Here is a 10,358-nt window from a genome sequence, read left to right on the forward strand (position 1 = left end):
CGGGGGGCCTTGCGGCCCCCCGCCACTAGATCACTTTGCACGCTTCCTCGAACCCGAGCCGCGGCCGCCGCGGCGGCAGATGCGTCCCGTCGCCGCGGCCGATGTTCACCAGGAAGTTCGACCGGATCGTCGTCCCCTTGAAGAACAGCTCGTCCACCAGCGCATTGTCGAACCCGCTCATCGGGCCGCAATCCAACCCCGCCGCCCGGCACGCCAGAATCAGATACGCGCCCTGCAAGGTGCCGTTGCGGAACGCGGTCGTTTCGAGAAGATCGTGATTGCCCGCGAACCACCGCCGCGCATCCGCCTCGGGAAACAGCCGCGGCAGCAGATCGTGGAACTCCACATCGTGGCCGACGATCGCCGTCACCGGTGCCGCCATCGTCTTCGCCACGTTGCCCGCCGACAGGGCCGGCCGCAGCTTCTCCTTGGCCTCGGCACTGCGCAGGAACACCACCCGCACTGGCGAACAATTCGCACTCGTCGGCCCGAGCTTCGCCAGGTCCCACACGCGGCGCAGATCATCGTCGGTGACCGGATCGGGGCGCCAGGCGGAGAAGCTGCGTGCCTCGCGGAACAGGTGGTCGAGCGACCAGTCGTCGAGCCCCAACGGCTACTCCACTGCCTGCACGGCAACGACTTCGGGCACGTAGTGCTTCAGCATGTTCTCGATGCCGTGCTTCAGCGTCGCGCGCGAGGACGGACAGCCCGAGCACGCACCCTGCAGGCGGAGCTGCACCACCCCATCGCGGAAGCCCCGCAGCACGATGTCGCCGCCATCCATCGCCACGGCAGGGCGTACCCGCGTGTCGATCAGCTCGCGGATCTGCGCGACGATCTCACGGTCCTCCTCCGCGGCGTCGAACGCCTCCTCGTCCTCCGCCTCGCCCTCGATCACCGGCAGGCCGGACAGGAAATGATCCATGATCACGCCCAGCACCTGCGGCTTGAGCAGCGACCAGTCGGCATCATGCGTCTTGCTGACGGTGATGAAGTCGGCGCCGAGGAACACGCGCGTGACCTCGGGCAGGCCGAACAGCGCACGCGCGAGCGGGCTCGCCGCCGCCGTCTCGGGCCCGGGGAAGTCGGCCGTGCCCGCGGCGATCACGGTGCGCCCGGGCAGGAACTTCAGGGTCGCCGGGTTGGGGGTGTCCTCGGTCTCGATGAACATGGCGTACTCCTTCGCCCGGCCGCCTCCGTGGCATTCAGGAGCGGCCGGGTCGGCTTTACCCAGAGGTGGCAGCGCGGCCGCCCCGGGTCAAGCGCAGCCGGTATGAAGGGTTTGTTTCGCGCGTGGCCGCCCCACCGGGCCCACGCGCGATACCCGGCTGCCATAGGCCAAACCTTTGGCAGCCGGGTATCAGCCCTCCTCGGCAAGCAGGCGGCGGAGATAGGCGCCGTAGGCCGACTTGCCCAGACGCTCGGCCGCCGCGTTCACCGCGCCGCGATCGATGAAGCCCATGCGCCAGGCGATCTCCTCAGGGCAGGCGACCTTCAGGCCCTGCACCATCTCGAGCGAGCGGACGAACTCGGCCGCCTCGATCAGGCTCTCGGGGGTGCCGGTGTCGAGCCAGGCATAGCCGCGCCCGAGCCGCTCCACCGCCAGCCGCCCCTGCGCAAGATAGACCGCGTTCAGGTCGCTGATCTCGAGCTCGCCGCGCGGCGAGGGCTTTAGCCCGGCGGCGACGTCCGACACGTCCGGGCCGTAGAAGTAGAGACCCGTCACCGCCCAGTTGGACTTGGGCGCGCGCGGCTTTTCCTCGATCGATACCGGACGCCACGAGGCATCGAACGAGACAACGCCGAAGCGTTCGGGGTCGCGCACATGATAGGCGAACACCACCGTCTCGTCGGCCGCAGCGGCACGCGCGAGCATCGCCTGCAGCCCGTCGCCGTGGAAGATGTTGTCGCCGAGGATCAGGCAGACGCGGTCGCCGGCGATGAACGCGCGGCCGATCAAGAAGGCCTGCGCCAGCCCCTCTGGCTTCGGCTGCACGGCATACGAGAGCCGCACGCCCCAGGCGGAGCCGTCGCCGAGCTGGGCGCGGAACAGCGGCTCGTGCTCGGGCGTGGTGATCACCAGGATGTCGCGGACGCCCGCCAGCAGCAGCGTGCTGAGCGGGTAGTAGATCATCGGCTTGTCGTAGACCGGCAGGAGCTGCTTGGAGATCGCGGCGGTCATCGGATGGAGCCGCGTGCCCGCGCCGCCGGCGAGGATGATACCCTTCATGCCACGCCCAGCCGCCCGCCGTCGTAGCGGGCGCGCATCCCGTCCTCCCACCAGTCGCGGTGTTCGAGATACCACGCGACGGTGCGGCGCAGCCCGTCGGCGAAGGAGCGCTGGCCCGCCTGCCAGCCGAGCTCGCGTTCGATCCGCGCGCAGTCGATCGCGTAGCGGAAGTCGTGGCCCGGCCGGTCGGGCACAAAGGACACGAGCTGCCGTCGCGGCCCCTCCGCCTGCGGCCCCTCCATCTCGTCCACCAGGTCGCAGATGGCGTGCACGACATCGAGGTTGCGGCACTCCTCGCCGCCGCCGACGAGATAAGTCTCGCCCGGCACGCCGCGCGTGAGGATCGCGTGCAACGCCTCGGCGTGGTCCTCGACATAGAGCCAGTCGCGCACCTGCCGCCCGTCGCCGTACACGGGCAGGCTCTCGCCGCGCACCGCCTTGATGGTGATCAGCGGGATCAGCTTCTCCCAGAACTGCCACGGCCCGTAGTTGTTGGAGCAGTTCGAAATCAACGTCGGCAGGCCGTAGGTGCGGAACCAGGCGCGCGCCAGATGATCCGCGCCGGCCTTCGAGGCGGCATAGGGCGAGTTCGGCCGGTAGGCCGACTCCTCGGTGAAGGCACCCTTCTCGCCGAGCGCGCCATAGACCTCGTCGGTCGAGACCTGGAGGAAGCGGAAGCGCGCGCGGGCGTCAGCGTCGAGCCCACGCCAGTAGCGGGTCGCCTCGTGCAGCAGCGTGGCCGTGCCCAGCACGTTGGTCTGCACGAAGGCGAGCGGGCCGTCGATCGAGCGATCGACATGCGTCTCGGCGGCGAGGTTCATGATCGCGTCGGGGCGGAACTCGGCGATCGTGCGCCCGACCGTCTCGGCATCCGCGATGTCGGCCTTCACGAAGGCGTAGTTGGGCGAAAAGACCGCGTTCTCGACGGCGGCGAGATTGGCCGCGTAGGTCAGCTTGTCGAGATTCAGCACCTGCGCGCCTACATCGCGCACGAGGTGGCGGACCACCGCCGAGCCGATGAAGCCTGCGCCGCCGGTCACCAGGATGCGCATGGCGCTCAGTGCAGTGTCTCCAAGAGGCCGAGCATCAGCGCGGCGCGCGGCGCGAGCTGCCGCCAGAGGATGTGCTCGTGATCGGCGTGCGCCCCGGCACCGGGGCAGCCGAGCCCGTCGAGCGTGGGCACGCCCATCACGGCGGTGAAGTTGCCGTCCGAGCCGCCGCCGCGGTGCTGCTTCGGCAACTCGAAGCCGAGCCCCGCCGCGACCGCGCGCGCCTGCTCGTAGAGCCTGAGCACGCCCGGGTTCTCGGCGAAGGGCGGGCGGTTCATCGAGCCGGTGACGGTCACCCGGCAGCGCGGGTTCTGCGCCTTCAGCCCGAGGATCGCCGCCTCGCAGCGCTCGCCGTCCTCGACCGTGGGCACGCGCAGATCGATCTCGCAGGACGCATCCTGGGCGATCACGTTCGGCCGCGTGCCACCGGCGATCGGCGCGACGTTGGTGGTGATGCCGCGCTTGAGGTCGACCATCGCGTTGATCGCCAGGATCTGATGCGCGAGTTCGACCACGGCACTCGCCCCGTCCTCGAAATTGCCGCCCGAATGCGACGCCACGCCGGTGACAGCGAGCTCGAACCGCCCCACCCCCTTGCGCGCGGTCACGACCGCGCCACCGGGACCAGCCGGCTCGGGGATCAGAACATAGGCCGCGTTGCGGGCCTCGGCCTCGATCAGCGCCCGGCTGGTCGGGCTGCCCACCTCCTCGTCCGGGGTCAGCAGCAGCGTGACCGGCAGCCTCGTCGCGCGCTTCTGGCGCAGCAGTGCGGTGACGGCGTGGTAGGCCAAGTACGACCCGGCCTTCATGTCGTAGATGCCGGGGCCGTGGGCGCGGTCGCCGTCGACCCGGAACGGCATCGTCGCGAGCGTCCCGTGCGCCCAGACCGTGTCGAGATGGCCGGCGATCAGGATTCCCTTGCCATCCGCATGGCCGATCCGCGCGCGCAGCATATCTCCGTACCCGTCGCGCCCGACGATCCGGCGGACCTCGGCGCCGACCCCACGCAGCCCGGATTCCGCCTTTTCGATCAAGCGGTTGACGGCAGCGGAATCGGTGGTCGGGGTCTCGATCTCGACCCACTGGCGCAGGTCATCGAGGATCGCCTCGGACGGGCCCGGATCGGTCGCCGGCATGGTGATGTTCATCCTCTGTTTCAGAAAGCGCGCCATGCTGCGCTGCGCGGGAATGCTTGTCCAGGCGGCACCGCTCGCGTAGTTTTGGACATGCTGCGCCGCCGAAAGCGGCGAGTCGCGCAGCGGGGAAAGGGTGCGGTTCATGTCAGGTGCGGCCGGCAACGGGTTCATCCATTTCGAAGATCTGTCCGAGGGGATGAGCGCATCGTTCTCGCGCACCGTGACCGAGTCCGACATCGTCCTGTTCGCCGGTGTCTCCGGCGACATGAACCCGGTGCATCTGGATGCGGAATACGCCGAAAAGACGGTGTTCAAGGGGCGGATCGCCCACGGGATGCTGTCCGCGGCGTTCATCTCCACCGTGCTCGGCACCAAGCTGCCTGGCCCCGGCACCGTCTATCTGGCGCAGAGCCTGAAGTTCAAGGCGCCGGTGCGGATCGGCGACACGGTCACGGCCACCTGCGAAGTCGTCTCGCTCGACGCCGAGAAGAAGCGCGCCACGCTGCGCACGGTCTGCACGGTCGGCGGCAAGCCGGTGGTGGAGGGCGAGGCGCTGGTGATGGTGCCCTCGCGCGTCGCGGTGGTGCCGAAGGCGGCGGCCGCAGCGTAGGGCGGGTTCGGGCGAACCGTCGCCGGATCGTCCGATCGTTCCGCTCTACCGGCAGACCCTGAATTGACCACTCGGCCCCGGCGGGCCATGTCCCCGACGTGCGCATCTTCCGCGAGTTCGACTCCCTTCCGCCCGACGCGCGCGGCGCGTCCGTGGCCCTCGGCAATTTCGACGGCGTGCATCGCGGCCACGCCGCCGTCATCGCCGCGGCGTCCGAGGCCGCGCACGGCCGCGGCATCCCGCTCGCCGCGCTGACCTTCGAGCCGCACCCGCGCGAGGTGTTCCGCCCCTCCGACCCGCCGTTCCGGCTGACGCTGGCCGAGGCGAAGGCCGAGGCGCTGGCGGCGCTGGGTGTCGAGATCCTCTACCAGCTCTCCTTCGACCTCGAATTCAGCCGCATGCCGGCCGAGACCTTCATCGACCTGGTGCTGGCCGCCGGCCTCGGCGCGCGCCACCTTGCCTGCGGGCCGGACTTCCATTTCGGCCACCGGCGCACCGGCTCGCCGGCGCTGCTCGCCACCCTCGGCCCGGCGCACGGCATGGGGGTGTCGATCGTCCCCGAGGCGGCGGCCCCCGACGGGCTGACCTGGTCGTCCACCGCGGTGCGCGACGCGCTCAAGGGCGGAGACTGCGCGCGCGCGGCCGCGATCCTCGGGCGGGTGTGGGAGATCCGCGGCACGGTCGCGCGCGGGGCCGCGCTCGGCCGCACGCTCGGCTTCCCGACCGCGAACATCCCGCTTGGCCGGCATCTCGCGCCGCGGCTCGGCATCTACGCGGTCGAGGCGGGAGTGGTTGGCGCGGATGGCGAGGCGGCATGGCTCCCCGGCGTGGCCAGCCTCGGGCTGCGCCCGACCGTGAACCCGCTGCCCGAGCCGCTGCTGGAGGTGCACCTGTTCGACGTAGCGCCGGAGCTCTACGGCGCGGCGATGCGCGTCCGGCTGCATGCGTTCCTGCGCGACGAGGCGCGGTTCGAGACGCTCGACGCGCTGGTGGCGCAGATGCATCGCGACGCGGCCGAGGCGCGGGCGGCGCTGGCGGGGGTGTGACGGAGCGACCCCTCCGGTCCAATCCCCGGAAGCCGACGAATCACACATCAGCCCCATGCCGGAAGCCACCTTCGCGAGTCCGATCGGGGTCAAATGGCTCTAGCTCCGCGACTGGCCAGGACGGCCCCAAGGCGCAAAGACGTAAAGTGAGCCGCCGGGCAGGAGCCTTCGCGCCGCCACTGCTATAACCCCGCCGATGAGCCGTGCCACCCGACTCGCGAGCGCGAGCCTCGCCATCGCCGTCACGGTGCTGGCGCTGAAGGGGGCTGCCTGGTGGATCACCGGTTCCGTGGCCCTGCTCGCCGACGCCGTGGAGAGCATCGTCAACGTCGCGGCGTCCGCCTCCGCGCTCGCCGCCGTGCTCTATTCGCAGCGCCCGGCGGACGCGAACCACCCCTATGGCCACGCCAAGGCCGAGTACTTCTCGGCCGTGCTCACGGGCGTGCTGATCGTCGTCGCGGCGATCTCCATTCTGCGCGAGGCCTGGCGCGCGCTCCTGAACCCGCGCGCGCCGGACCAGCCGGCGCTCGGGCTGGCGATCAGCGCGGCCGCGACGGCGATCAACGCCACCTGGGCCTGGGTGCTGATCCGGCGCGGCCGCGCGCTCGGCTCGCCCGCCTTGCGCGCCGACGGGCGGCACCTGCTCGCTGACGTGGTCACCTCGCTCGGCGTGATCCTCGGGATCTGGCTCGTGGTGCTGACCGGCGAGCTCTGGCTCGACCCGGCGCTCGCCGCCGCCACCGCCGTGAACATCCTCTGGTCCGGGTTCCGGCTGATGCGCGAGAGCGTGGGCGGGCTGATGGACGAGGCGGTCGCCGCCGAGTCCCTGGAGAAGATCCGTGCGCTTGTCTCGTCCCATGCCGAGGGCGCCATCGAGGCGCATGACCTGCGCACCCGCCAGGCGGGCCGCTTCACCTTCATCGAGTTCCACCTCGTCGTGCCCGAGGAGATGCGCGTGGGCGATGCGCACGCGATCTGTGACCGGATCGAGGCGGCGCTCAAGGCCGAGCTGGAGCCCACGGTGATCACCATCCATGTCGAACCACCGCACAAGGCCAAGCACCGCGGCGTGGTGGTGGTGTGACCCCGTCCGGGCAGCAGGCGCGCATGCTCGCGGGCGAGCTCTATCTCGCGCACGACCCGGAGCTGCTCGCCGCGCGCCGTCGCGCCCAGCGTCGGCTCGCGCGCTTCAACGGCGCCGGTCCGGAGGACGACGCGGCCCGCGCCGAGGCGCTCGCCGCGCTGCTCGGCGAACTCGGCGACGGCGCGGTGGTCGAGCCGCCGTTCCGCTGCGACTACGGTGCCAGCATCACGATCGGCGCGCGGAGCTTCCTCAACGACGGCTGCGTCCTGCTGGACTGCGCGCGCATCGTCATCGGCGCTGAGGTTCAGATCGGCCCGGGCGTTCATCTCGATACGGCGACCCACCCGATCGACGCCGCAACCCGGCGCGCCGGCTGGGAGTCCGCCCTGCCGGTCGCGATCGGCCACGGCGTGTGGCTCGGCGGTGGGGTGATCGTCTGTCCGGGTGTGTCGATCGGCGAGAACACCGTGGTCGGCGCGGGGTCCGTGGTGACGCGCCGCCTGCCGGCGAACGTGGTCGCTGCCGGCAACCCGTGCCGGGTGCTCCGGCCATGTTGATCCGCGCCGCGCTGGCGCTGGCGCTGGCGGCCGGACCGGTGGCCGCCAAACCGCAACGCGTGGTGTCGCTCAACCTCTGCGCTGACCAGTTCGTGGTCGCACTGGCCGAGCGTGGCCGAATCGCCGCGCTCTCGCCGCTTGCCGCCGACCCGTCACTGTCGGCGGTTGCCGCCGACGTGGCCTGGCTCCCGCGCGTGCGCACCGTGGCGGAGGAGGTGCTGCCGCTCCGTCCCGACCTTGCGATCGCCGGCCCCTGGGGGGCGGCACGGGTCGCGGCGATGCTGGAAGCGCGCGGGGTGACGGTGCTGCGGCTCGGTCTGGCCGAGGATTTCGATGCGATCCTTGACCATCTCCGCGCCGTCGCCGCCGCCCTCGGCGAGACCGCGCGCGGCGAGGCCCTGGCCGCCTCCATCGCGCGCGACCTTGCCGCGATCCCGCCCCGCGCCGATGCGCCGCGCGCCCTGGTGTGGCAGGCGCGCGGCTTCGTGCCCGGGCGCGGCACCCTGCCCGACGCGGTGCTGCGCGCTGCCGGCCTCGTCAACGCCGCGCCCTTCGCCGGCTACGGCTTCGTCCCGCTGGAACGCCTGCTCGCCGACCCGCCCGACCTGGTGGTGACGGCACCCGCCGCCGGCCCGCCCTCGCTGTCCGAGGCGCTGCTGGAGCACCCGGCCCTCGCCCGCGCCGCGATTCCGCGCGCGCGGATCGATCCGGCCTGGCTCGCCTGCGGCGGGCCGCAGACGGTGCGCGCGGCCGCAGCCCTGGCGCGATGACCACGGCGCTCGCTTTGCTCGCGGCCATTCTCGCCGCCGCCTCGCTGCTCGTGGGCGCTGCTGGATTCGGCGTGCCCGACACAGCAATCCTGTGGGAGGTGCGCGCGCCGCGCACCGTGATCGCCGTGCTGGTCGGCGGCGGGCTCGGGCTCGCCGGCGCGGTGATGCAGGGACTGCTGCGCAACCGGCTGGCCGATCCGGGCCTGTTGGGCGTCACCGGGGGCGCGAGCCTCGGCGCCGTGCTCGCCTACTACTGGGGGCTTGCCGCCGCCGTGCCGCTCGCGCTGCCGCTCGGCGGACTCGCCGGCGCGCTCGTCGCCGCCGCGCTGGTGTTCGCGCTCGCCGCGCGCGCGGGCACGGGTGCGGCGCTTATCCTCGCCGGCATCGCGGTCGCGGCGATCGCCTCGGCCGCGGTGGCGATGGCGCTCTCCTTCGCCCCCAATCCCTTCGCGCTCGCCGAGATCACGATCTGGCTGCTCGGCAGCCTCGAGGACCGCTCCTGGCGCGACGCCGCGCTGGCGGCACCCGTGGTGCTCGCCGGCGCCGCGCTGCTGCTGCCGCTCGGGGCGCGGCTCGATGCGCTGGCGCTCGGCGAGGCGACCGCCGAGAGCATGGGCGTGCCGGTGGCGTCGACCATGCGGCTCGCGGCGCTGGGGGCCGCGCTCGCGGTCGGCGGTGGCACCGCGGTCGCGGGCGGGGTCGGCTTCGTCGGGCTGATCGTGCCGAACCTCGTCCGCTTCGCCGCCGGCGAGCGGCCGGGGGCGCTGCTGCTACCCTCGACGCTGGCGGGGGCGGCGCTGGTGCTCGCCGCCGACATCGCTGTACGGCTGGTGCCGCTCCAGCAGGAGCTCCGCCTCGGGGTCCTGACCGCGCTGCTCGGCGCGCCGCTGCTGCTGCACCTGGCGCTGCGCCACGCGAGGCCCGGATGATCGCGGCGGAGGACATCATCGTGCGGCTCGACCGACGCACGGTGCTGGACGGGGTGTCGCTCACGGTGCGCGGCGGCGAGTTGGTCGCGCTGGTGGGACCGAACGGGGCAGGCAAGTCCACGCTGCTGCGCGTGCTCGCCGGGCTCGCGCGGCCGGACCGCGGACAGGTGACGCTCGACGGCGCGCCGCTCGCCGCGCTCGCCCCGCGCGTCCGCGCGCGCCGGATCGCCTGGCTGGAGCAGGGGGCGCGCGCCGCCTGGGGCATGACCGTGCGCGAGATCGCGGTACTCGGCCGCCTGCCGCACAGTGACGCGGCTGAGGCCCCGGTCGCGACCGCGCTCGCCGCCGTCGGGCTCGATGCCATGGCCGGCCGGCGGATCGACCGGCTGTCGGGCGGCGAGGCGCGGCGCGCGATGCTGGCGCGCGTGCTCGCGACCGTCCCCGAGGCGATGCTGCTCGACGAGCCCTGCGCCGATCTCGACCCCGCGCAGGGCTTCGCGGTGCTGCGCCTGCTGCGCGCGGAGGCGGGCAAGGGCCGCGCCGTGATCGTCGTGCTGCATGACCTCGCGCTGGCCGCGCGCTATGCCGACCGGATGGTGCTGCTCGATGCCGGCCGCGTGGCCGCCGATGCTCCACCCGAGGCGGTGATGGACGACGCAGTCGCCGGCCGGGTGTTCGGCGTGCGGATCGGCGCCGGCCCCACGGTACTGCCGGCATGAGTCTGCGCCTCGCCGTCGCGGCCTCGGTCTCCGGCGTGCTGCACCTCGCCGTCGCCGCGGCGCTGATCACGCTTCCCGCGCGCCCACTCGACGAGCCACCGGAGCAGGGCGTGGGCATCACCGTCATCTTCTCCTCGGGCGGCGGCGGCGAGCAGGCCGGCGAGGTCACGGCCGAGGTGGCGCTGGAGACCGCTGTGGACCCCGCCGTGGACCTCGCCGAGACCGCCC

13 protein-coding genes are annotated in these 10,358 nt (G+C 72.5%); 8 read left to right on the forward strand and 5 right to left on the reverse strand.

What is annotated here, in order from left to right; genetic code table 11:
- Nucleotides 1–25: 25 nt before the first annotated feature.
- From ACTIFU_RS19595 to ACTIFU_RS19615, 5 genes are all read right to left on the reverse strand, one after another.
- Nucleotides 26–610, reverse strand: coding sequence for a malonic semialdehyde reductase (locus ACTIFU_RS19595; RefSeq protein WP_439580004.1), 585 nt, complete (start codon nucleotides 608–610; stop codon nucleotides 26–28).
- Between the two features lie 3 nt (nucleotides 611–613).
- Nucleotides 614–1,171 carry a NifU family protein gene (locus ACTIFU_RS19600; RefSeq protein WP_439580005.1) on the reverse strand — a complete coding sequence of 186 codons (558 nt, stop codon included), beginning with the start codon at nucleotides 1,169–1,171 and terminating at the stop codon, nucleotides 614–616.
- 189 nt (nucleotides 1,172–1,360) lie between these two features.
- Nucleotides 1,361–2,230, reverse strand: coding sequence for a glucose-1-phosphate thymidylyltransferase RfbA (gene rfbA / locus ACTIFU_RS19605; protein WP_439580006.1), 870 nt, complete (start codon nucleotides 2,228–2,230; stop codon nucleotides 1,361–1,363).
- Nucleotides 2,227–3,282 carry a dTDP-glucose 4,6-dehydratase gene (rfbB, locus tag ACTIFU_RS19610; protein WP_439580007.1) on the reverse strand — a complete coding sequence of 352 codons (1,056 nt, stop codon included), beginning with the start codon at nucleotides 3,280–3,282 and terminating at the stop codon, nucleotides 2,227–2,229. The genes rfbA and rfbB overlap by 4 nt, the downstream gene beginning before the upstream one ends.
- Nucleotides 3,283–3,287: 5 nt before the next feature.
- Nucleotides 3,288–4,427 (reverse strand): M20 family metallopeptidase, encoded by a 1,140-nt coding sequence (locus ACTIFU_RS19615; protein WP_439580008.1) that lies wholly within the window; start codon nucleotides 4,425–4,427, stop codon nucleotides 3,288–3,290.
- A gap of 130 nt (nucleotides 4,428–4,557) precedes the next feature.
- Here ACTIFU_RS19615 and ACTIFU_RS19620 point away from each other — a divergent pair, with 130 nt between their 5' ends.
- The 8 genes from ACTIFU_RS19620 to ACTIFU_RS19655 all read left to right on the forward strand — a co-directional run.
- Nucleotides 4,558–5,025, forward strand: a complete 468-nt coding sequence (locus ACTIFU_RS19620) for a MaoC family dehydratase (protein WP_439580009.1) — start codon at nucleotides 4,558–4,560, stop codon at nucleotides 5,023–5,025.
- A 98-nt stretch (nucleotides 5,026–5,123) separates the two neighbouring features.
- Nucleotides 5,124–6,071: a bifunctional riboflavin kinase/FAD synthetase gene (locus tag ACTIFU_RS19625; protein ID WP_439580010.1), complete on the forward strand. Its 948-nt coding sequence runs from the start codon at nucleotides 5,124–5,126 to the stop codon at nucleotides 6,069–6,071.
- 196 nt (nucleotides 6,072–6,267) lie between these two features.
- Nucleotides 6,268–7,155: a cation diffusion facilitator family transporter gene (locus ACTIFU_RS19630; RefSeq protein WP_439580011.1), complete on the forward strand. Its 888-nt coding sequence runs from the start codon at nucleotides 6,268–6,270 to the stop codon at nucleotides 7,153–7,155.
- A gap of 23 nt (nucleotides 7,156–7,178) precedes the next feature.
- Entirely contained in the window at nucleotides 7,179–7,712 is a 534-nt protein-coding gene (locus ACTIFU_RS19635; protein ID WP_439580012.1) for a sugar O-acetyltransferase, read from the forward strand.
- A complete protein-coding gene (locus tag ACTIFU_RS19640) occupies nucleotides 7,706–8,482 on the forward strand; it encodes an ABC transporter substrate-binding protein (protein ID WP_439580013.1) in 777 nt (258 codons plus the stop codon). The genes ACTIFU_RS19635 and ACTIFU_RS19640 overlap by 7 nt, the downstream gene beginning before the upstream one ends.
- Entirely contained in the window at nucleotides 8,479–9,411 is a 933-nt protein-coding gene (locus ACTIFU_RS19645) for an iron chelate uptake ABC transporter family permease subunit (RefSeq protein WP_439580014.1), read from the forward strand. Before ACTIFU_RS19640 ends, ACTIFU_RS19645 begins: the two co-directional genes overlap by 4 nt.
- Entirely contained in the window at nucleotides 9,408–10,130 is a 723-nt protein-coding gene (locus tag ACTIFU_RS19650; protein WP_439580015.1) for an ABC transporter ATP-binding protein, read from the forward strand. The genes ACTIFU_RS19645 and ACTIFU_RS19650 overlap by 4 nt, the downstream gene beginning before the upstream one ends.
- On the forward strand, nucleotides 10,127–10,358 hold a 232-nt coding region (locus ACTIFU_RS19655; RefSeq protein WP_439580016.1), incomplete at its 3' end, for a hypothetical protein. The genes ACTIFU_RS19650 and ACTIFU_RS19655, both read left to right, overlap by 4 nt.

It is taken from the genome of Elioraea sp. (genome assembly GCF_051860475.1).
In the GTDB taxonomy this organism is placed as follows: domain Bacteria; phylum Pseudomonadota; class Alphaproteobacteria; order Acetobacterales; family Acetobacteraceae; genus Elioraea.

Coding starts and splice junctions, on each gene's coding strand:
- rfbB (WP_439580007.1), bottom strand. CDS start 3,282: ATGCGCATCCTGGTGACCGGCGGCGCAGGCTTCATCGGCTCGGCGGTG.
- ACTIFU_RS19650 (WP_439580015.1), top strand. CDS start 9,408: ATGATCGCGGCGGAGGACATCATCGTGCGGCTCGACCGACGCACGGTG.
- ACTIFU_RS19645 (WP_439580014.1), top strand. CDS start 8,479: ATGACCACGGCGCTCGCTTTGCTCGCGGCCATTCTCGCCGCCGCCTCG.
- ACTIFU_RS19615 (WP_439580008.1), bottom strand. CDS start 4,427: ATGAACATCACCATGCCGGCGACCGATCCGGGCCCGTCCGAGGCGATC.
- ACTIFU_RS19620 (WP_439580009.1), top strand. CDS start 4,558: ATGTCAGGTGCGGCCGGCAACGGGTTCATCCATTTCGAAGATCTGTCC.
- ACTIFU_RS19640 (WP_439580013.1), top strand. CDS start 7,706: ATGTTGATCCGCGCCGCGCTGGCGCTGGCGCTGGCGGCCGGACCGGTG.
- rfbA (WP_439580006.1), bottom strand. CDS start 2,230: ATGAAGGGTATCATCCTCGCCGGCGGCGCGGGCACGCGGCTCCATCCG.
- ACTIFU_RS19635 (WP_439580012.1), top strand. CDS start 7,179: ATGCTCGCGGGCGAGCTCTATCTCGCGCACGACCCGGAGCTGCTCGCC.
- ACTIFU_RS19600 (WP_439580005.1), bottom strand. CDS start 1,171: ATGTTCATCGAGACCGAGGACACCCCCAACCCGGCGACCCTGAAGTTC.
- ACTIFU_RS19630 (WP_439580011.1), top strand. CDS start 6,268: ATGAGCCGTGCCACCCGACTCGCGAGCGCGAGCCTCGCCATCGCCGTC.